General features: G+C 73.9%; 18 protein-coding genes. 7 read left to right on the top strand and 11 right to left on the bottom strand.

Annotation, left to right across the window (positions count from 1 at the left end; all coding sequences use genetic code 11):
• Positions 1 to 22: 22 nt before the first annotated feature.
• Positions 23 to 1,312: an ABC transporter substrate-binding protein gene (locus ACFQ8C_RS06280; RefSeq protein WP_383452808.1), complete on the top strand. Its 1,290-nt coding sequence runs from the start codon at positions 23 to 25 to the stop codon at positions 1,310 to 1,312.
• Between the two features lie 18 nt (positions 1,313 to 1,330).
• Here the strand turns inward: ACFQ8C_RS06280 and ACFQ8C_RS06275 are convergent, their stop codons facing one another.
• On the bottom strand, positions 1,331 to 2,800 hold the full coding sequence (locus ACFQ8C_RS06275; protein WP_383452807.1) for a hypothetical protein: 1,470 nt from the start codon (positions 2,798 to 2,800) through the stop codon (positions 1,331 to 1,333).
• Between the two features lie 128 nt (positions 2,801 to 2,928).
• On the bottom strand, positions 2,929 to 4,311 hold the full coding sequence (locus ACFQ8C_RS06270; protein ID WP_383452805.1) for a transcriptional regulator: 1,383 nt from the start codon (positions 4,309 to 4,311) through the stop codon (positions 2,929 to 2,931).
• Positions 4,312 to 4,609: 298 nt separating this feature from the next.
• Between ACFQ8C_RS06270 and ACFQ8C_RS06265 the strand changes: the two genes are divergently transcribed.
• The 3 genes from ACFQ8C_RS06265 to ACFQ8C_RS06255 all read left to right on the top strand — a co-directional run bounded on the left by ACFQ8C_RS06265 (position 4,610) and on the right by ACFQ8C_RS06255 (position 7,874).
• Positions 4,610 to 5,290: a bifunctional DNA primase/polymerase gene (locus tag ACFQ8C_RS06265; RefSeq protein WP_383452803.1), complete on the top strand. Its 681-nt coding sequence runs from the start codon at positions 4,610 to 4,612 to the stop codon at positions 5,288 to 5,290.
• Between the two features lie 86 nt (positions 5,291 to 5,376).
• Positions 5,377 to 6,234 carry an ABC transporter ATP-binding protein gene (locus ACFQ8C_RS06260; RefSeq protein ID WP_383452802.1) on the top strand — a complete coding sequence of 286 codons (858 nt, stop codon included), beginning with the start codon at positions 5,377 to 5,379 and terminating at the stop codon, positions 6,232 to 6,234.
• Positions 6,231 to 7,874 (top strand): transporter, encoded by a 1,644-nt coding sequence (locus tag ACFQ8C_RS06255; protein WP_383452801.1) that lies wholly within the window; start codon positions 6,231 to 6,233, stop codon positions 7,872 to 7,874. Before ACFQ8C_RS06260 ends, ACFQ8C_RS06255 begins: the two co-directional genes overlap by 4 nt.
• Positions 7,875 to 7,943: 69 nt before the next feature.
• Here the strand turns inward: ACFQ8C_RS06255 and ACFQ8C_RS06250 are convergent, their stop codons facing one another.
• Both ACFQ8C_RS06250 and ACFQ8C_RS06245 read right to left on the bottom strand, forming a co-directional pair.
• Positions 7,944 to 9,008 (bottom strand): FG-GAP-like repeat-containing protein, encoded by a 1,065-nt coding sequence (locus ACFQ8C_RS06250; protein ID WP_383452799.1) that lies wholly within the window; start codon positions 9,006 to 9,008, stop codon positions 7,944 to 7,946.
• A gap of 64 nt (positions 9,009 to 9,072) precedes the next feature.
• On the bottom strand, positions 9,073 to 9,444 hold the full coding sequence (locus tag ACFQ8C_RS06245) for a hypothetical protein (protein WP_383452797.1): 372 nt from the start codon (positions 9,442 to 9,444) through the stop codon (positions 9,073 to 9,075).
• A gap of 140 nt (positions 9,445 to 9,584) precedes the next feature.
• Here ACFQ8C_RS06245 and ACFQ8C_RS06240 point away from each other — a divergent pair, with 140 nt between their 5' ends.
• A complete protein-coding gene (locus ACFQ8C_RS06240) occupies positions 9,585 to 10,949 on the top strand; it encodes a hypothetical protein (protein WP_383452795.1) in 1,365 nt (454 codons plus the stop codon).
• Between the two features lie 8 nt (positions 10,950 to 10,957).
• Here ACFQ8C_RS06240 and ACFQ8C_RS06235 read toward each other — a convergent pair whose 3' ends face one another.
• The 5 genes from ACFQ8C_RS06235 to ACFQ8C_RS06215 all read right to left on the bottom strand — a co-directional run bounded on the left by ACFQ8C_RS06235 (position 10,958) and on the right by ACFQ8C_RS06215 (position 15,664).
• Positions 10,958 to 11,422 carry a glutaredoxin domain-containing protein gene (locus ACFQ8C_RS06235; protein WP_383452793.1) on the bottom strand — a complete coding sequence of 155 codons (465 nt, stop codon included), beginning with the start codon at positions 11,420 to 11,422 and terminating at the stop codon, positions 10,958 to 10,960.
• Between the two features lie 80 nt (positions 11,423 to 11,502).
• A complete protein-coding gene (locus ACFQ8C_RS06230; protein ID WP_383452791.1) occupies positions 11,503 to 12,738 on the bottom strand; it encodes an FG-GAP-like repeat-containing protein in 1,236 nt (411 codons plus the stop codon).
• Between the two features lie 74 nt (positions 12,739 to 12,812).
• Entirely contained in the window at positions 12,813 to 14,036 is a 1,224-nt protein-coding gene (locus ACFQ8C_RS06225; RefSeq protein ID WP_383452789.1) for an FG-GAP-like repeat-containing protein, read from the bottom strand.
• 224 nt (positions 14,037 to 14,260) lie between these two features.
• Positions 14,261 to 14,629, bottom strand: a complete 369-nt coding sequence (locus ACFQ8C_RS06220) for a hypothetical protein (RefSeq protein ID WP_383452787.1) — start codon at positions 14,627 to 14,629, stop codon at positions 14,261 to 14,263.
• A 51-nt stretch (positions 14,630 to 14,680) separates the two neighbouring features.
• A complete protein-coding gene (locus ACFQ8C_RS06215) occupies positions 14,681 to 15,664 on the bottom strand; it encodes an alpha/beta fold hydrolase (RefSeq protein WP_383452785.1) in 984 nt (327 codons plus the stop codon).
• A gap of 577 nt (positions 15,665 to 16,241) precedes the next feature.
• Here ACFQ8C_RS06215 and ACFQ8C_RS06210 point away from each other — a divergent pair.
• A complete protein-coding gene (locus ACFQ8C_RS06210; protein ID WP_383452783.1) occupies positions 16,242 to 17,015 on the top strand; it encodes a hypothetical protein in 774 nt (257 codons plus the stop codon).
• Positions 17,016 to 17,174: 159 nt separating this feature from the next.
• Here the strand turns inward: ACFQ8C_RS06210 and ACFQ8C_RS06205 are convergent, their stop codons facing one another.
• Complete coding sequence (locus tag ACFQ8C_RS06205; protein ID WP_383452781.1) at positions 17,175 to 17,864, bottom strand: metal-dependent transcriptional regulator; 690 nt, start codon at positions 17,862 to 17,864, stop codon at positions 17,175 to 17,177.
• Positions 17,865 to 18,048: 184 nt separating this feature from the next.
• Between ACFQ8C_RS06205 and ACFQ8C_RS06200 the strand changes: the two genes are divergently transcribed.
• The gene (locus ACFQ8C_RS06200) at positions 18,049 to 18,804 is read left to right on the top strand and encodes an SIS domain-containing protein (RefSeq protein ID WP_383452779.1); all 756 of its coding nucleotides are present in this window, start codon (positions 18,049 to 18,051) and stop codon (positions 18,802 to 18,804) included.
• 79 nt (positions 18,805 to 18,883) lie between these two features.
• Here ACFQ8C_RS06200 and ACFQ8C_RS06195 read toward each other — a convergent pair whose 3' ends face one another.
• Positions 18,884 to 20,281: a PAS domain-containing protein gene (locus ACFQ8C_RS06195; RefSeq protein ID WP_383452778.1), complete on the bottom strand. Its 1,398-nt coding sequence runs from the start codon at positions 20,279 to 20,281 to the stop codon at positions 18,884 to 18,886.
• Between the last annotated feature and the right edge of the window lie 84 nt (positions 20,282 to 20,365).

The following is a 20,365-nucleotide window of genomic DNA, read 5'->3' as shown; positions in this document are numbered from 1 at the left end:
TGGGGCGGAATCGTGCGTGCCCATGACCGGTAGGCGACTGTCCACTCTCCTCGCGTCCGTCACCGCCGCGGCGGCCGGCGCGTCGCTCCTCACCGGGTGTGGCGTGCTCCCTGGTGCCACGGGGGGCTCCAGGGAGCCCGTCACGGTGATGACCTGGGCCCCCGACCAGACCCGCGCGACCAACATGCCCGGCATGCCCGCCATGGCCCAGACGTACGCCCGCTGGGTGAACTCCCAGGGCGGCATCGACGGGCACGAACTGCGCGTCCTCACCTGCAACGAACAGAACACCCCGTCCGGCGCCGCCGCGTGCGCCCGCCGCGCGGTGCGCGAGAAGGCCGTCGCCGTCGTGGGCTCGTACAGCCAGAACGGCCGCGCCTTCATGGCCCCCCTCGAAGCCGCCGGCATCCCGTACATCGGGGGCTACGGCATCACCGAGGACGAGTTCACCAGCCCCCTCTCGTACCCCGTCAACGGCGGCCTGGCCTCGCTCCTCGCCGGGCACGGCATGCAGCTCGCCGCCGACTGCCACAAGGTCTCGCTGGTCCGCCCCGACACCCTCGCCGGCGACCGGCTGCCCAAGCTCCTCGACGCCGGCCTGAAGAAGGCGAGCAGGCGCGGCGCCGTCGACATCCCGGCCGTCGAGGACGCCACCGAGTACACCGCCCAGGCCGCCCGCGCCCGGGACAAGGCGGGCAAGGAGGACGGCTGCGTCGCCGCCGTCCTCGGCGAGCGGACCCAGACCTTCTTCGACTCCTTCCGCCGCCTCCCGGAGTCGACCGACGGCTCCCGGCCGGAGGGCGCCGACGACGAGGGGACCGGCCGGATCCGGATCTCGTCCGTCCTCGGCAGCGTCGGCCAGCCCGTCATCGACCGCACCGGCGGCACCCGCAGCCCCTTCGAGGGCGCCTACGTCACCGGCTGGTACCCGGAGGCGGGCGACAAGAGCTGGGGGCCGATGCGGAAGGTCATCCAGGAGCACGCCTTCGCCGACAACCGGGTCGACCCGAGCGACACCGGCGTGCAGACCACCTGGATCGCGTACACCGTCCTGAAGGAGGTCGTCGAGTCCCTCGGCACCGACACGATCACCCCCTCGCGCATCACCGAGGCCCTCGACCACGGCACCCGCGTGGAGACCGGCGGCCTCACCCCGCCGCTGCGCTGGATGTACGAGGACCTGCTCGGCGCCCCCGGCTTCCCGAGGATCGTCAACCACGAGGTGACGTTCCAGGTGGTCAGGAAGGGCCGGCTCGTCGCCCAGAAGCCCGGCTTCGTCGACGTCGGCCCCACCGTCACCAACAGGGGCTGACCGCCCCCGGCCCGCCTCCTACAGCTGGGTGGCGGACCGCTTCGTCAGTCCGTACTTCCCGGCGGTCGGGTTCCACAGCCCGGCCGCCTCCTTCTTGGCCGCGGTCGCCTCGACGCTCTTCTCGTTGGCCGCCTTGAAGCGGTTGGTCGACTTGGCCTGGCCGCCCTTGCAGGCGTTCTTGGCCTTCATCTGGTCCGCCCAGCCCGCGTAGTGGTCGTCGGCCGCCGCGGACGCCTGCCACGCGCGCGTGAGGGCCGCCGTCAGCGCCCCGTGGTCCGTGAGCTTGTCGACGCTCAGCGACTGGAGCTTGGTCACCAGGCTCCGCCGCTGCTCGGCCGCACCGCGCAGATCGGCGGCCGCCTTGTCGAGGTTCTTGCACTGCTTGATCGACTCGACCGAGCTGATCACCGTGTCCCGGCTGTCGTTGCTGGTGGCGAGGAGCTTGTCCAGCTCCTTCGCCTGCGGCTCGGCCGGGTCGTCCTTCTTCTCCGGCGCCGGGGAGGCGCCGTCGCCGGTCGCCGACGGCGCGGAGCTCGGGGCGACGCTCTGCCCGGCCTTGGGGTCCTTCTCCTCGTCGCCGCCGCTCAGCAGGGCGCCCACGCCGAGGCCGACGACCGCGCAGCCCACCACCACGGCCGCGATCAGCGCGACCGGCGACTTCCGGCGCGCCGGCTCCGGCTCGTCGTCGTAGTAGTACGCGTCCTGGTGGCCGCCGGGCGCCTGGTAACCGCCCCCGCCCTGGTAGCCGTACTGCTGCTGCGGCTGCGGCGGCTGGTGGTGCTGCTGCGGGTGCTGCTGGTGCTGCGGGTGCTGCTGGTACGGAGCCGGGGCCTGCTGCTGGTACGCCGGGGGCGCGGGCTGCGCCGGCGCCGAGTCCCGAAACAGGCTGTCGAACTCGGCGGGCGGCTGCGACGGCCCGGCGCCGCCGGGTATGGCCCCGCCCGGCACCGGTCCTCCGCCCGGTACGGGCGCGATGTACTGCGTCGCGTCCGAGGCCCCCGCCGGCGCCGGCGGCTGCGGCAGCCGGCCGGTCCCCAGGAACTGCGTCTGCGAGCCGTCGCCGGGGCCGCCCTGCGGCGGGACCGGCGCGATGTGCTGGGTGGCCTGCATGTCCGCGACCGGGGCGGCGGCCGGCGGCGGGTAGCCGTACCCGGCGGGCGGGCCCATCGGCGGCACGCCCCCCGGCACGGGCGCGATGTGCTGCGTCGCCTGCATGTCGCCGCCGTGCGCGGCGACCGGCGGCGGGTAGCCGTACCCGGCCGGCGGACCGGCGGGCGGCATCGCCCCGGGCGCGCCCTGCGGCTGCGGCGGGATCGGCGCGATGTACTGCGTGGCCTGGAGATCACCGGCGGCCGGCGCCTCGGGGGGCAGCGGCTGCGCGGGGGGCAGCGGCTGCCCGCCGGGCTGGGGCCGGCCGCCCGCGGGGCCCCAGGCACCGCCCCACGCCTGCGCGCCCCCCTGCTCCGGACCCTGTCCGTTCTGCGTCACCGGGACTCCTACTGATGGACCTACGGAATCGTCGGCTCACGCTACCGGGTGCGTCCGCCGCTCCGCACACACGTGTGAGCCCGGTAACACCCTTCGCACGGAACCCGGACGGCCCGCGGACCGTCCGCTCACGCCGCGTGCACCTCCAGACGCGCGTCGAACTCCCTGACCACCGCCTCGCCCGCGAACGGCTCCAGGCGCTCCCTCAGGTCCTCCAGGTACTCCGCTCCGCGCGACGACCGCAGGGTGCCGAGGAGTTCGAGCGCGCGCGTGCCCGTGCGGCAGGCCTCCTCCACCTCGCGCTGCTGTACGCGCGCGTGCGCCAGGAGCGCGAGCCCGATCGCCCGCCGTCGCGCCCGCCCCTCCGGATGCCCGGCCAGCGACTCCTCCGCCGCCCGGACCGCCGCGTCGGCGCGCCCCAGGTCCCGGTAGCAGTGCGCCAGTTCGTCCGCGAGGTAGGCCTGGTCGAAGTGGGCGATCCACGCCGGGTCGTCGCCGGACTCCGGATCGGCCGCCTCCAGCGCGCGTACGGCACGTCCCGCCGCCGATTCGAAGGCCCGCGCGTCGCCCATCAGCGCGTGCCCGCGCGCCTCCGCCGCCAGGAACATCGCCTCGGCCCGCGGCGGCACCCCGCCCCGGGTCCCCTCCTGCGCGGCGCGCGCCAACTGGGCGATCTCCCGGGGGTTGCCGAGCTCCGCCGCGAGGTGGCTCATCGACGCGGCCAGCACGTACCCTCCGTAGCCGCGGTCGCCGGCCGCCTGCGCGAGCCGCAGCGCCTGGATGTAGTACCGCTGCGCCAGGCCCGGTTCGCCCGTGTCGACGGCCATGTACCCGGCCAGCTCGGTCAGTCGGGCCACCGCGCCGAACAGCTCCCGGCCCACCGCCTCCCGGTAGGAGCCCGACAGCATCCCGGAGACCACGCTGTCGAGGTAGTGGACCACCACCGGGCGGACGTGCCCGCTGCCGAAGCGCCGGTCGAGGTCGACGAGCGCCGCCGTCATCTCCCGGACCGCCGCCACGTCGGCGCGGCCGACCCGGGCCCCGGCCGCGCGCGCCACCTGCGCGTCCGCGCCGGTGATCAGCCAGTCGCGGCTGGGCTCCACGAGCGCGGAGGCGGCGACCGCGGAACCGGTCAGGAACTCCCGGCGGCCCACGTCGCTGCGGTAGAGCTCGCAGACCTGCTCGATCGCGCCGAGCACGGTCGGCGCGAACTGGAGGCCGACGCCCGCCGCGAGGTTCCGGCCGTTGGCCATCCCCACCTCGTCGATCGTCACCGTCCGCCCCAGCTTGCGGCCGATGGCCTCCGCGATGATGCCGGGCGCCCGGCCGCGCGGCTGCTGGCCGCGCAGCCAGCGCGCCACCGAGGTCTTGTCGTACCGCAGGTCGAGGCCGCGCTCCGCGCCGACCATGTTGACCCTGCGGGCGAGCCCGGCGTTGGAACACGCGGACTCCTGGATGAGCGCCTGGAGCCGTTCGTTGGGCTGTCGCGGCACGAGTGGCCTGGCTGCCATGAGTGGAACCCCCAGACGGGACGGGTACGGACACGGACACGGAGTGATCACTGCCCTGCGGATATCAGGTCAATGCCGATGTGAACACGCGAAACCGGACAGACCGGTGGGCGGTTCCGCGGCACCCCGCCCCGCCCCGTGCCGTGTCCGCCCCGCCCTCTTCCGTACCCCTCACCCGCTCCCCGGTCCCCCGCGCGCCCCCGCGCGTGCACCCATGCGCCCCGCATGCAGGATCGATGCCTCACTCCCGGCGCCGCCGCGCCCGTAACCCCAGGTGACGGGGGCAGTTGTCTTCGACGTGGATGAGACCATCGGAGTCACGACGGAAGCCGCACAGATCCCCAAGCAGCGAGGCGAGCAGCTGCTCGACAGCGCCGTGCGGTATGCGGAAGAGCGGCACTGGGACGTGTTCCCGGGGACCTGGCTGGAAGCCGTCGAGGGCCGGGAGCGCTGCTCCTGCGGCACCGCCGACTGCCCCCTGCCCGGCGGACACGCCGTGAAGCCCGACTGGGCGACGCTGGCGACCGGGAGCGGAGTCGGCGCCCGGCGCATGTGGTCGAAGCAGCCGAAGTCCTCGATCCTCCTCCCCACCGGCCGCACCTTCGACGCGATCGAGGTGCCGGAGGCGGCTGGTTTCCTCGCGCTCGCCCGCATGGAGCGGATGGAGCTGACGCTGGGTCCCGTGACCTGCACCCCGGACCGCCGGATGTTCTTCTTCGTGCTGCCGGGCGCCTCCGCCAAGGTGCCCGACCTGATCCGCAAGCTCGGCTGGACCCCCGCCTCGCTCGACCTCACCACGCGTGGCGAGGGTCATTACGTGGCGGCGCCGCCCACCCGGATCGGCGGCCGGGGCGCGGTGCAGTGGGCGCGGCGCCCCACGCCCGCCAACCGCTGGCTGCCGGACGCGGAGGAGCTGATCAGCGCGCTCGCGTACGCGTGCGGGCGCGAGGCGGCGGAATCACGGTCCCGCCGTCAGTGACCTGGGGGTTTCTCCGGGTGGCCCCTTAGGCTGGCCCGAATGGCGCGAACAGCGCCGTACGGGGACAACCGAAGGGTTGACGGACCATGCCCGACCAGGCATTTGACGGGACGTTCGAACCGACGGGCGCCGCACTGGATACCTCCGGTGCGGCGCCCGCGGTGCAGGTGGAGGGGGTGTGGAAGCGGTTCGGGCAGCAGATCGCGGTCCACGGGATCGATCTGGTGCTGCCCGCGGGGAAGTTCATCGGGCTCGTCGGGCCCAACGGCGCCGGGAAGACCACCACCCTCTCCATGATCACCGGCCTGCTGCGGCCGGACGCGGGCCGGATCCGCGTGGCGGGCCACGACGTGTGGCAGGACCCCGAGTCGGTGGCGCGGGTGAAGGCCCGGATCGGCATCCTGCCGGAGGGGCTGCGGCTCTTCGAGCGACTCTCGGGCCGTGAACTCCTCGCGTACAGCGGGCGGTTGCGGGGGCTGCCGGGCGCGGAGGTGGACAAGCGGGCCACCCAGCTCCTGGACGTGCTGGACCTGGCGGGTTCGCAGCACAAGCTGGTCGTCGACTACTCGACCGGCATGCGGAAGAAGATCGGTCTGGCGGCGGCGCTGCTGCACAACCCGGACGTGCTCTTCCTCGACGAGCCCTTCGAGGGCGTCGACCCGGTGTCGGCGCAGACCATCCGCGGCGTCCTGGAGCGGTACACCTCCTCCGGCGCCACCGTCGTCTTCTCCAGCCACGTCATGGAGTTGGTGGAGTCGCTGTGCGACTGGGTCGCGGTGATGGCCGGCGGCCGGATCCGGGCGCAGGGTCCGCTGGCGGAGGTGAAGGGTTCGGCCGCCACCCTCCAGGAGGCGTTCCTGGAGCTGGTGGGCGCCCACGACCGGGCGGCGGCGGGCGACTCGCTGGACTGGCTGGGCGGCGGCGCCCCGGGAGACCGCTCGTGAGCGCCCTGGCCTCCGGGCCGTCGGCACCGGTGGGCGCCACCGCCGCCGAGCCGTCGCTCACCCCGATCTTCGTACGGCTGAAGCTGTCGCTGATGCGGAACGCGCTGCGGCAGTCGGGCGGGCGCACGGCCGCGTTCGTCGCCTCCCTGGTGGTGGTGCTGCTGATCGCCGCCTTCATGGTGCTGGGTTTCCTGCTGCTGCGGGGGCACGAGGCGGCCGGGGCGGTCGCGGTGCTGACGGTCGGCGTCTTCGGGCTCGGCTGGGCGGTGATGCCGCTGTTCCTGCCGAGCGGCGACGAGACGCTCGACCCGTCGCGGCTCGTGATGCTGCCGCTGCGGCCGCAGCCCCTGGTACGGGCGCTGCTCGTGGCCTCCCTGGTGGGCATCGGCCCGCTGTTCACGCTCTGTCTGGCCGTCGGCGCCGTCGCGGCCGTCGCGCACGGGACGGCCGCGACGGTGTTCGCGGTGCTCGCGGTGCCGCTGGTGCTGCTGGTGTGCGTGGCGCTGTCGCGGGCGATCGCGACGGCGAACGTCCGGCTGCTGACCTCCCGCAAGGGCCGGGACATGGCGCTGCTGAGCGGTCTGGTGATCGCGCTGGGCATCCAGGCGGTCAACTTCGGCGCCCAGGCGCTGGGCCGCGCGAAGGACCTGTCGGTGCTCGACACGGTGGCGTCGGCGGTGGGCTGGCTGCCGCCGGCCTCGGCGGTGGCCGCGGTGCGGTCGGCGGCCGACGGTGACCTCGTGCTCGCCGTGGCGCGGCTGCTGCCCGCGGTGGCGGCCCTGGTGGCCCTGCTGTGGTGGTGGCGGCGGAGTCTGGTGCGGCTGATGGTCGAGCCGGACGGTTCGACGATCGGCGCGGCCCCGGAGACGGTCAAGGACCCGGCGGCGGGGCGCGGGCTGCTGGCGCGGCTGCTGCCCGGAGGGCGTACCGGCGCGGTGATGGAACGTTGCTTCCGCTACATCTGGCGCGATCCGAAGACGAAGGCGGCCTGGGTGTCGGCGCTGGCGGTCGGCGCGCTCGTCCCGCTGTTCAACGCCTTCCAGGAGAGCGGCTCGGTCTTCTGGGCGTGCTTCGCGTCGGGGATGCTCGGCGTGCAGATGTTCAACCAGTTCGGGCAGGACTCGTCGGCGTTCTGGATGGTGGCGCAGACGATCGCGTCACCGGCGGACGCCTACGCGGAACTGCGCGACCGGGCCTACGTGATGATCGCGATCACCGTTCCGTTCACGGTGGTCGTGGCCGTGGCGACGGCCCTGGTCACCGGCGGCTGGACCCAGCTCCCCGAGGTCTTCGGCCTGGCGTTCGCCCTGCTCGGGGCGATGCTGGCGCTGGGTGTGGTCGCGTCGGTGAACTACCCGTACGGGATCCCCCAGGACTCGCGGCGCAACGTGGCGCCCGGTCAGGGCGGCATGGCGGTCGCGGCGATCTTCGGCGGCATGTTCGGCGGCCCGCTGCTGTGCGCCCCGCTGATCGGCCTGCTGGTCTGGCTGCGCGTCTCCGACCACCACGGCCTGCTGTGGCTGCTGCTCCCGCTGGGCGTGACCTACGGCGCGCTGCTGCTGTGGGGGGCGCTGCGGCTGATGTCGGGGCGGATGGTGCGGCGGCTGCCGGAGATCCTGGCGGCGGTCGGCAGGAGCTGACGGCACCGCGACCGATGCGGAAAGGGGCGTCCACGCGCGCGTGGACGCCCCTTTCCGTGGGTGCGGCGGTCAGAAGACGCCGTTGAGGCCCCACCACTCGCCGTCGCGGCGGTCGGGGGAGGCGAGGCCGCCGTCGCCCCGGCCCTCGTAGGTGAGGAGCCAGCCCGGGTTGCCGCGGTGGCCGTCGATGACGTAGTCCGCGTTGGTGACGGCGGCGAGGTCGGCGCGGCCGTCGCCGCTGCGGTCGCCGACGGCGAGGAGGGTCTCCATCGCGTTCCAGCCGCCGGAGCCGACGAGCTTGCGGGCGCCGAGGCCGCCGGAGACCGTACCGGGGTAGAGCCACAGCTTCCCGGTGGACTTCTCCACCGTGAGGAGGTCGGCGCGGCCGTCGCGGGAGAGGTCGCCGACGGCGGCGATCCGGGACATGCCGTTCCAGCCGCCGGAGCCGATCAGCTTCCGGGCGCCCAGGCCGCCCGTGCCCGTACCGGGGTAGAGCCACAGCTTGCCCGTGGACGCCTCGCGGCCGATCACGTCCTCCTTGCCGTCGCGGCTGAGGTCGCCGTGCCGGACGAGGACGTCCATGGCGTTCCAGCCGCCGGAGCCGACGAGCCGGCCGGTGCTGTCGCCGGGCGTGAACCACAGACGGCCCGCCTTGTCGCGGACGAGCAGGTCGGCCCTGCGGTTGCCGTCGAGGTCACCGAAGCCGGCGGCCTTGGGCGAGGTCTGCGACGACCAGTCCGGGTAGGCGTTCCGGGAGCACTCGCGGTCCGTCCGGACGAACTTGAGCGAACTCATGCCGAACATGGGGCCGGTGGTCCAGGAGCCGTTGACGGCCGGCTTCTCCGACCAGTAGCCGTTCCAGGGGTAGTAGTCGGCCGACGTGTACATGCAGACGATCGCCGAGGTGCGGTTGATGTACGAGCCGAACCGGGTGCCGTACGCGCCCATGGTGGGCATGTTCGTACGGGTCTTGAGCATCGTGCCCTGGGCGTCTTCCTTGGTCCAGGCGCAGAAATAGCCCGCGGGGCAGTCCGAGACCGCCGCCTGGGCGGGCGCGGCTCCGGCCAGCCCGGCGGCCCCCAGGGTCACGGCCCCCAGAAGGGACGCCAGGCTTCTTCTGATGGCAGCGCGCAAAATCGATACTCCTACGGACGGGACGAGGTGCGTGTTCCGGCGCCGACCGTATCGGCCGTCCTGATCAGCGGAACGTGTGGGTCACGGTGATCGGGCCGACGATGTGCGCGTTGAACTCGTCGAGCTCCTCGGCCGGCACCCACAGCTCCAGGATCGTGCGGCCGCCGGCCTGCCGGACGGGGTAGCGGGCGAGGAACGCGGAGTCGACCTCGAAGCGGGTGACGTGACCGGAGCCGCTGTGCTTCACGTTCCAGTCGCGGGCTATGCGGATCGCGTAGTCCTCGTCGAGCACCGGGTAGAAGATCGGCTGCTCGGGCAGGCGGGGCGGCCAGCCGCGCCAGCCGAGCTCGCGGACGAGCGCGAGCTCCTCGGGGCCGGTGGGGCGCCAGAGGGTCGTCGTCGGCCGGGTCTGCGGGCTGGGGGCGGGGCTGGTCATGGCGGAGACCGTATCCGGGCGGGGAAGACGGCCGCGAAGGGTTTTCCACAGGCCGTCGTCCACAGGGGTGTCGGGGCGGCGAGAGCGGGCCATGATGCTGGCGAGGGGTACGGGACGGGTCACGACTGGGGGAGGTTCGCATGGGGTTCTTCGGCCGGCGGAAGAGGAAGGGCGCGGAGGAGGAGGCGGAGACCGTGGCACCGGCGGTGGCGCCGGGCGTGGACCGGGAGCGGCTGACCCGGCTGACACAGGAGGCGTACGAGGAGGGCGTCAGGCACCAGGTGCTGCCGAGCCGGGCCCAGGCGGCGCTCGACGCCTTCGACCGGTCGGCCGGGCATCTCGACGAGCTGTTCCGGGCGGCTCCGGACGATCCGCAGCTGTGGCACATGCGGGGCGCGCTGCTCTACTCGCGGGCCTCCACCCGGATCGCGCTCGGACGGCACGGGGCGGCGGCGGAGGACCTGGGCGCGTGCGTCGACGCCTACGGGAGGAGCCGGCTGCCGAACGCGCCGCTGCTGGCGGCCGACGCGCTGATACGCCGGGCCCGGGCGTACGGCGAGGCGGGACGCCCGATAGCGGCGCTGGTGGACGTGGACCGGGCGATCGGCGCCTATGTGGAGGAGGGGGCGTACGACTCTCCGCATCCGCTGCTCGCGGACTTCGCCCGGATCCTGGCACTGGCGGCGACGGTGCAGCTGAAGGTCGGGGACGTGGACCAGGCTCTGGCCTGCGCCCGGCAGTCGCTCGCCCGCTACCAGGACCTGACGCGGCAGCAGGGCGGTCTCGGGCGGGAGGAGGCCGGGTACATGGCGGACGCGGCCGGGGACACCGCGTCCCGGCTGGAGGCGGCCCACGGCAACTGGGACGCCGCGCTGGCGGTGAACCAGGTGGTCCGGGAGGCCGCCGAGGCGGGCGTCGGCGGCCTCGGCCAGGCACTGGCCAGAGAGGGCCTGCATCTGCGGCTGGCCGGCCGGACGCGGCAGGCGGAGCCGGTGCTGGCCCGCGCGGAGGCGGTGGCGCCGGGTTCGGTGGCCCGGGAGGAGGAGCTGGCCGCGCTGCCGCTGCCGCCGTCCCTCGCGCAGGCCCTCACGGCGGGCGAGTCGCTGCTGCGGGACCGGAAGGACGCGCCGCTGCCGCTGGACGAGATGGTGCGGCTGCGGAAGGAGCTGACGGAACACGAGTCGTACTCGGCCTCGGTGCGGGTGCGGAGCGGGTCCACCTTCGCCGCGAAGGCGGCCTCGCTGACGGCGATGGCGGACCTGCTGCTGCGGGAGGGGCAGGTGGCGGAGTCCTGGCGCGTCGCGCTGGAGACCCACCTCATATGCGACTCCATCGTCCGCCGCGCCCGTGACCTGGCCGAGGACCTGCTGCCCGCCCTCGCCGAGCCGTGGCGCGACGCCCTGGCGGTGGCCTCCCGCGCGGCGCTCACCTCGGGCCGGAGCTCCTTCGTGGAGGACGTGACGGCCGCCTCGACGGCCTTGCGCGCCACGCTCGCGAAGGTCTGACGGCACGGTCAGCGCCCCGGCGGACCCGCATCCGGGTGGGCGGGGCCGTCGATCCGGTCGCGAAGCCAGGCCGGGTCGGGGTTGGTGTGATGACGCCCGTCCAGGAGCACCGTGGGCACGGTCTCGTTCCCGCCGTTCACCGCGCGGACGGCGGCCGCGCCCTCCGGATCGCGCCAGATGTCCACCCAGTACGCCTGACGGGCCCGGACGCCGAGCCGGGCCCGGAGCCGCATGCAGAACGTGCAGCCCGGCCGCCAGTAGACCACCGGTCGGCCGTCGGTCCCACTACGGCGCAGAGCCTCCGCCGCACCGATCGACCTCGGAAAGAAGGCGGGTGAGGCGACGAAGGCGAGAAGGAGAAGGACTGCCAGGAGGACCAGGCCGACGCCCCACCCGCCATCCGCCGCACGACTCCCCGCGGCGAGCAGCCCCGCGAGGACCAGGAGGGTCGGCGTCAGCCAGGCACGTATCACCCGGCCAGGCTAGTGGGCGGCGCATGCGTCAGGGCCTCCGTCCCGGTCGGGGCGGAGGCCCTGCGTCGTGCCACGGGCTCCTAGAAGACGGCGTTCATGTCGTCCCAGTTGTAGTCGCTGTCGTGGCCGGCGCCCGCGTTCAGGCCGCCGGTGCCCTTGCCCGTGTACACCATCATGCAGCCCGCTCCCTGACAGGAGTTGCCCGTGAGGGAGGTCGAGGCGCCGCTGCCGGTGATGGTCAGCAGGTCGTTGGGGTCGCCGTACTCGATGTTGCCGATGCCGACGAACGTGGTCATCACGTTCCAGCCGGCGCCGACGAGGGCCCTGGAGCCGAGGCCGCCGGTCTTGGTCGGGTAGCGCCAGAGCTTGCCGGTCGACGCCTCGCGGGCGAGGAGGTCGTCCCGGCCGTCGCCGTTCAGGTCACCGGGGGCGACCAGCGCGTTCATCGAGTTCCAGCCGCCCGCGCCGATCAGCTTGCGGGCGCCGAGCGCGCCCGTGGCCGTACCGGGGTACAGCCACAGCTTGCCCGTGGACTTCTCCACCGCCAGGAGGTCCGAGCGGCCGTCGCCGGTCATGTCGCCGATGGCGGTCAGGCGGTTCATGGAGTTCCAGCCGCCCGAGCCGATCAGCACGCGCGAGCCGACGGAGCCGGTGCCGGAGCCCTTGTACAGCCACAGCTTGCCGGTGGACGCCTCGCGGGCGATCACGTCCTCCTTGCCGTCACCGGAGAAGTCGCCGTGCCGGGTCAGGGCGTTCATGACGTTCCAGCCCGAACCCACCAGCTTGCCGGTGTCGTTGCCCGGGAGGAACCAGAGGCGGCCGACCTTGTCGCGGACCAGGAGGTCCGCCGAGAGGTTGCCGTCCAGGTTGGCGAAGGAGGACCGGGTCGAGGCGTCGGAGAAGACGTACCAGCTCGGGTACGCGGGACCCTCGCACTCGCGATACGTGGGAACGAGCTTGATCGAGCTCACCGAGCTCATGCCGAAGCCGCCCCACTCCGTGCCACCCGGGTCGGGCTCCCGGGTGCCGACGCTCCAGTACGAGGTCTTGTAGTTGGGCTCGTCGTAGCCGCACGCGTACATGTTCGTGCGGTTGGAGACCGACTGGATCTTGTTGTCCCAGGTGCCGAGCGTCGGCATGCTCTTGTCGGTCTTGAGCATCGTGCCCGTGGCGTGCGCCGTCGTCCAGGCGCAGAAGTAGCCCTTCGGGCAGTCGCTCGGCTCCGCCTGGGCGGGTGCGGCCGTCGCCACTCCGAGGGCTCCCAGGGTGGCCAGGCCCAGCAGGGACGCCAGGCCCCGTCTCATCGTCTTGCGCATCTCTTCCCTCCCCGGGCCCTGGGTGCGAGGGGCGGCGGCCGCCCCTCGCACCCGGGGTCCCCATGCGTGGTGTGTCAGAACTGGCCGTTCAGGCCGTGCCACGACTCGCTCTCCAGGGCGCCCGTCTGGAAGCCGTTCGTGGACCGGCCGTCGTAGCTGACCAGGTTGCCCTCGCCCTGGCCCAGGTTCGACCAGTAGCTGCTGTTCGTGATGGCGGCCATGTCGGTGTAGCCGTCGCCGGAGTGGTCGCCGACCGGGAGGAAGGAGGCCATCGCGTTCCAGCCGCCGCCGATGAGCACCCGGCTGCCGACGCCGTCGACCTTGCCCGGGTACAGCCACAGCTTGCCGGTGGAGGGCTCGCGGGCGAGGAGGTCGGCCTTGCCGTCCTTGGTCATGTCGCCGAAGCCGATGAGAGCGTTCATCGAGTTCCAGCCGCTGGAGCCGATCAGCTTGCGGGCGCCGAGCGGGCCCGTGGCCGTACCGGGGTAGAGCCACAGCTTGCCCGTGGACTTCTCGACCGCCAGGAGGTCCGAGCGGCCGTCGCCGGTCATGTCGCCGAAGGCGGTGAGGTGGTTCATGGAGTTCCAGCCGCCCGTGCCGATCAGCACGCGCGAGCCGACGGAGCCGGTGCCGGAGCCCTTGTACAGCCACAGCTTGCCGGTGGACGCCTCGCGGGCGATCACGTCCTCCTTGCCGTCACCGGAGAAGTCGCCGTGCCGGGTCAGGGCGTTCATGACGTTCCAGCCGCCGGAGCCGACCATCGTGCCGCTGCCGTCGCCGGGGAGGAACCAGAGGCGGCCGGCCTTGTCGCGGACCAGGACGTCGGCCGTCTTGTCCGCGTTCAGGTCGCCGAACGCGGGCGCGGTGGCCTGCGGGTTGGCGTACCAGTAGGGGTACGGCTCGTAGCCGCCGCACTCGCGCTCGGTGGTGACCAGGCGGACGGAGCTGACGCTGGTGCTGCCGGGTCCGCCCCACTCGGTGCCCGAGGGGTTGGGGGCGACGGCCCCGATGTTGCCGTTGTAGCCGTAGTTCGCGTCGTCGTGGAGGCAGGCGAACTTGCCGGTGCGGTTGGAGACCGTGCGGAACTGGTTGTCCCAGGTGCCGAGCGTGGAGACGTCCACGTTCGTCTTGTACATGGTGCCGGTGGCGTTGTCGGTCTTCCAGGCGCAGAAGTAGCCCGCGGGGCAGTCCGCGGGTGCCGCCTGGGCGGGCGCCGCGCCCGCGCCGAGGACGCCGAGCGTGGTGAGGCCGAGCGCCGTGGCCGCGGTGGCCAGGCGGTGGCGCAGAGATATGCGCATGCGTTCCCCTGATGTTCCCTCGTGATGGGCGGCGCGGAGACGTACCGCTCGACGCGCCGTGGGAGGGACCGTACCGCGTCCGGGGCGAAGGAATACAGAGGGGTCCCCTTCCGGCGCCCGGACTCGGGACGCGCCCTCGCTCGGACGCCACCCGCGCTCGGACGACACCCGGGCTCAGGACGTGCCCGGGCTCGGACGACACCCGGGCTCGGACGGCCCCGCGCTCAGGCCGCGCCGGGGTCCTCGTCGCGCAGGCCGGGGAATCCGTAGCCCTCCGTCTCGTCCCAGTCGACGTCGAGGTCGTCCATGTGGACGTGCCAGTCCGCGCCCGGCAGGGCGCGGCGCAGTTCGGTGACGGAGTCCAGGACGTGGATCATCACCGGGACCACGCGGTCCGTGTCGAGGGGCAGCTTCGTGGAGCCGGCCACGATTCCGTCCGGTTCGTGGTCGGCGTCCTCGTACAGGCAGAGGCTCTCGGTGTCGTCGTACGGGAACGCCGACAGGTGGGCGGCGACGACCCGGTCGACCGCCGCCCGTTCCGCGGCGGTCAGCGGTTCCGGGCGGCGCGCGGAGTAGTAGAGGGAGACGCTCATGGCCGCACGGTACGGGAGGGGTGCGACAGAGCGGGGCCGATGGCCGGCGGGTTACGGGGTCAGGACGCCGGTCAGGAAGGGTTCCACCGCTTCGGCCCAGGCCTCCGGGTGGGTGTAGTGGAGGAGGTGGCCGGCGTCGGGGATCTCCGCGTAGGCGCCGTGGGGGAGGACGCGGACCATCTCCTGGGCCTCGGCACGGCCCAGTTCGCCGTCGAGGCCGCGGACGACGAGGGTGGGGCAGCGGACCTGGGCGAGGGAGTCCCAGTGGGCGTCGTGGACCCAGGTCTCGCGGGAGGTGAGCATCTGGCCGGGGTCGAAGACCGGGTGCCAGCCGTCGGGCCGCTCGGTCATCACCTCGGCGAAGAACGCGCCCCGCGCCGGGTTGGGCGTCTCCACCCACGCGTCGTCCGCGCCGAACCAGCGGTGCACGGCCTCCAGGTCCGGGAAGGGCGCCGGCCAGCCGCGGAACCAGTCCTGCCAGGCGCGCTGCGAGGCCGCGCCGAGCGCGGAGGCCCGCATGTCGCAGATGACCAGGGCGCGGACCAGGTCCGGGCGCTCGGCGGCCAGTTGCCAGGCGGTGAGCGCGCCCATGGAGTGGCCGACGAGGGTGACGGGGGCGAGTCCGAGCCCTTCGATGACGGCCGCCGCGTCCGCCACGTACGCCTCGCGCGTGAAGGGGCCGGCGGGCGGCTTCTCGCTCGCGCCGTGGCCGCGCTGGTCGAGCGCGAGCGTGCGGTGCCCGCCGGCGAGGAGGCCCGCGGCGGGGGCCCAGTGGCCCGCGTGGCCCATCAGGCCGTGGAGCAGTAAGACCGGGGCCGCCGACCGCTCGGCGTCCGGCACGGGCGGGGCCGTGGCGGACGCCGAGCGGGCACGGTCCTCCGGCGCGGTGGGCTGGCGGGCGATGCTCACGGCGGGTGTACGCGTGGGCGTGCGGGCCTCGGGTGCGGTCCCGTCGTGGACCGTGCCCTCCACCGTGAAGTCCCAGGCCGCCAGCCGGATGCCGTCGGCTCCGGTGACGTCGAGTCGTCGCGCCATGTCTGGCACCCCCTCTTTCCCGTCGAACCCCGCCAGACTATCGAACCAACATTCGAAAATGCGCTTCTGCCACCCAACACCCCTCGTTCGAGTGACGGGCCTCAAGGATTGGCGCGCGCCGCCGAGGGGAGATCTTCAACGGGAGGCGGACCGCTCGGGGAAAACGGTCCGGAGGGACCGACCTTGGGAGCTCGGGGCTCCAGGTCGGAACAGGGGAGGGCAGGCCCCGGCGCCGCGAGGCGCCGGGGCCCTCTGCCGTTTCGGACACTCCGTCAGGAAGGTTCCCCGGGACGTGCGGCAGCCGGCACGCGGCCCCCGCGGACCGCTCCCCGGCGGGCCGCGTGGCCCTTGCCGATCGCATGGCCCTCGTAGGTCGCATGGCCCTCTTCGGTCGCATGGCCCCACCCTTCCGCGCATCACGCAGCGCACGCAGCTCGTTTCAGCCTGGCACGCCGAGAGCACGCGCGGGGCCATTCCGGCGTAAAACGGGGCGCACGCCGAACCCGTCGCACGACCGTGGCCCATTCGTGACCGCCGACACCGCAACCTCCCGGGCGGCTCGGTGGTCGTCCCGGTCATGCGCAGTCCCCAAGTCCTGTCCAAGGGCGACCACACCGCGATCCTGAGGGACGATCACCTGACGATCGAACAGGACCGGATCGTCACGACCGTGCCGCTCGCCGCCGTCGAGGAGGTCCGGCAGACCGGCGCGACCACGCTCGCGCTCGTCCTGACCGACGGCGTCACCCGCCCGCTCCCCGAGGGCAACACGTACTCCGCGCCCGCCTTCCGCACCGCCGTGACCGAGGCCCTGCCCAGGCGGCGCGACCCCGCGGGCAGCGCCCTCCTCACCACCACGGAGGGCAGGGGGTCGATCCCCCGGTGGGCGGTGTGGCTGGGTGTCCTCGGCTTCCTCGGCGCCTACACGGCGTACGTGTGGTGGACCGGCGCCGCCCACGGCGGGGCGATGGGGGCGGCCGCGTTCGGCGCGGTTCCCGGCCTGCTCATCGGCGGCCTCGGCGCGGTCGGCGCCGTCAACAGCGCGCGGGACCGGACGCTGCTCGCCCGCCGGGGCATCACGGTCGTCGCCACCCGCGCGTACTACCCCAACGGCAAGCGGGCGGGTCACTACACGTTCACCGACGCCAGCGGCAACGAGCTGACCACCCACTACGGCTCCGGCCGGGCCACGAACGAGATCCACGTGGTGTACGACCCCGAGGCCCCCTCGCGGCGGCACGCCGCCTCCGAACCGGCCTACGCGACCGTCGTGAAGCACGCCCTCGGCCTGCTGACCGCCGGCGCCGTCCTCGCGCTCGGCCTGTGGGGCGCGCTCGCGCCCTACCTGTGACGGGGGCCTGGCCTCGGCGCCACGCGTGACGGGGCCCGGCCTCAGCGCCACCTGTGACGGGGGCCCGGCCTCGACGCCACGCGTGACGGGGGCCGACCTCGGCGCCACGTGTGACGGGGGCCCGGCCTCAGCGCCGGGCCCGGGCCCCGCGTCCCCGGCTCAGCGCTTCGCGACGAAGACGTGCGCCGCGATCTCGGCGTCCAGCTCGGCCGCCTCGCCGCTGCTGCCGACGAGCACGCCGCCCGCCGACTCCGACACGGAGACGACCGAGCCGGGCTGCACGCCGGCACGACGCAGCGTGTACATGAGCTGGGCGTCCGTCTGGATCGGCTCGCCGATGCGGCGGACGATCACCGTCTTGCCCTCGCCCGCGTCCAGGTCCGCCAGCGACACCATCGAGTCGTCGAGGAAGGACTCGGCCTCGGCCTTCTCGCCCAGCTCCTCCAGGCCCGGGATCGGGTTGCCGTACGGCGACTCGGTCGGGTGGCGCAGCAGCTCCAGGACGCGGCGCTCCACGGCCTCGCTCATCACGTGCTCCCAGCGGCACGCCTCCGCGTGGACCTGCTCCCACTCCAGGCCGATCACGTCCACGAGCAGGCACTCGGCGAGGCGGTGCTTGCGCATCACGCGGGTCGCGAGCCGGCGTCCCTCCTCGGTCAGCTCCAGGTGGCGGTCGCTCGCCACGGCCACCAGACCGTCCCGCTCCATGCGGGCGACCGTCTGGCTCACCGTCGGTCCGCTCTGGTCGAGCCGCTCGGCGATCCGGGCACGCATCGGGACCACACCTTCCTCTTCCAGCTCCAGGATGGTGCGGAGATACATCTCCGTGGTGTCGATCAGTCCGGACATTCGTGCCCCTCGATGAGTCGTGCGCTGGCCCTGCCCCAATTCTTGCGCATCGGGGCGACAACCGGGCGGCCCCCGCCCCGGAGCGGGAGAAGTGAGGGTGCCGGGGCGGGGGAGGCGGTATTGACAGAGCAATGGTCCAGACCGCACCGTGATCGGCGACCTCGACGAGAAGGAGCTTCCTCACATGGGCGAGAGCAAGCTGGCCGGACAGTTCTTCGACGCCGCGATCGGGCTGCTTCAGGAGGTGCGCGACGGGGACTCCGCCGAGATCGCCGCCGCCGGGGCCGCCGTCGCCGAGGCGGTAGCGAACGGCAACCGCCTGTTCACCTTCGGCGCCGGGCACTCCTCGCTCCCCGCCCAGGACGTCGTCTACCGGGCCGGCGGCCTCGCCCTGATGAACCTGCTCGCCGTCCCCGGCGTCGTCGGCGTCGACGTCATGCCGGCGACGCTCGGCTCCGCCCTGGAGCGCGTCGACGGGCTCGCCGGGGCCGTCCTCGACTCCTCGCCCGCCTCCGCTGGCGACGTGCTCTTCATCATCTCGCTCTCCGGCCGCAACGCCCTGCCGGTGGAGATGGCCATGAACGCCCGCGCGCTCGGCCTCACCGTCATCGGCGTCACCTCGCTGGCCTACGCGACGGAGACGAAGTCCCGGCACGTCTCGGGGACGTACCTCAAGGACCACTGCGACATCGTCCTCGACTCGAGGATCGCGGTCGGCGACGCGGAGCTCACCCACGAGGGCATCGAGGCGCCGTTCGCCCCGGCCTCCACCGTCGTCACCAGCGCCCTCATGCAGGCCGCGATGGCCGCCGCCGCCGAGGAGTTGGTCCGGCGCGGGATCGAGCCGCCGCTGCTGCGCTCGGGGAACGTCGACGGCGGGCACGAGTGGAACGGCCGCGTGATGACCGAGTACGCGGACCGGATCTTCTACCGGCACTGATCCGTCCACCGGGCGCCCGGCACGCGCGCGTGAGACGACCGGGCACGCACAGGCGCGCGTGCGGAGGCCGGACCGGGTCTCAGCCGAGCGGCGGTACGTCCAGGGCCGCCGCCACCCGGGCCGCGACCGTCTCCGCGTAGAGCGCGTCCTGGCGGTCGAAGCCGCCCCGGGCGGCCGTGCGCAGGAAGGTGAGGACGCCGACGGTACGGCCCCGGGAGCGCAGGGCCGTGCACAGCGCGTGCGCCGTGTCCGACGGCCAGAGGCGGGCCGCCGCCCACTCCGCCGCGTCCCGGCCCGCCCCGACCCGCACCGAACCCGCCCGGTCCCACGCCTGGAGGGCCGGGTGATCGGAGCCGTACCGCTGCGGGAAACCGCCCTCGAAGCCGCCGGCGAGGCCGTCGCCGTCCGGCGCGCCCGCCGGGGAGGCCACCGCGCGCGTCAGCCGCCGGTCGCCCGCCACCCGGTCCACCAGACCGTGGTCGGCGAACCCGGCCAGCGCGAAGTCGAGCAGGACGGCCACCGCCTCCGCCGGATCCGCGTACTCGGCCGCCGCGACGCCCGCCCGGTGCAACTGGCTCCAGCGGAAGCGGGTCCGGTCCGCCTCCCGCGCGGCGAGCCGCTCCGCGGTCACGTCCTGGAACAGCCATGCCACGCCCAGCGGCACCGGCTCCTCCGTCATCGGCGAGGAGAGCCGCACGAAACCGCTGCGCCAGCACCGCCGCCGCTCCCCCGCGCCCGCAGACGCGCCCGACGCCGTGCCCGACGCCGTGCCCGAGGCCGTGCCCGACGCCGTGCCCGAGGCCGTCGTGAGCGTCACCCACAGGTCCGCCGGGGCCGGCGGGGCGCCCTCGGCCAGCACGTGCTGGAGCGCGCCCTCCAGCTCCTCCACGCCCCGGGCGACGACATCGCCCAGGGGACGGCCCAGCAGGGTCGTACGGCCCGTGCCGATGGCCTTCGCGGCGTAGCCGTTGACGACCGCCGGGCGCAGGTCCGCGTCGATCAGGACGACGCCCCAGGGCGCGTCGTCGAAGAGGGCCTCGCTGAGCGCGATCGACCGCTCCAGGTCGATCTGCACATGCACCTCGCTGAAGGCGCAGTAGACGCCGGCGGGCCGCCCGTCGGCGCCCCGCACCCCCGCGGACTGGCTGCGCACCAGCACCCGGCCGCCGTCCTTGCGGAGCAGCGCCAGCTCGTGCACCTGCCGCCCCGGCGTCCGCATCGCCCCCATCAGGCGGGCGAGCGTCTCCTCCGCGTCGGCGCTGCGCGCCGCCCAGCCGTCGAACCCGCGCCGCCCCACGGCCTCCGCCGCCGGCCAGCCGAGGATCCGTTCGGCCTCGCGGTTCCAGTGCGTCACCGTCCCGCCCGCGTCCAGCGCGCACAGCGCCGCGTCCATCCCGTCGAGCAGCGCGGCGAGCAGATCGCCGCCCGCGCCCGGCACGGAAGCGGTGTCCCTCGCGGACCCCGTGAAGGCACTCACCTGGCACTCCCCCCGGTAACCCCCCTGATGCAGGCCATTCAACTGGAACGTGACCCAGAACACACCGGGTTCGGCGAAACGGAT

Source organism: Streptomyces sp. NPDC056503 (genome assembly GCF_042794995.1).
Classification (GTDB): Bacteria; Actinomycetota; Actinomycetes; order Streptomycetales; family Streptomycetaceae; genus Streptomyces.
This window is presented reverse-complemented; position numbering and strand designations above follow the sequence as displayed.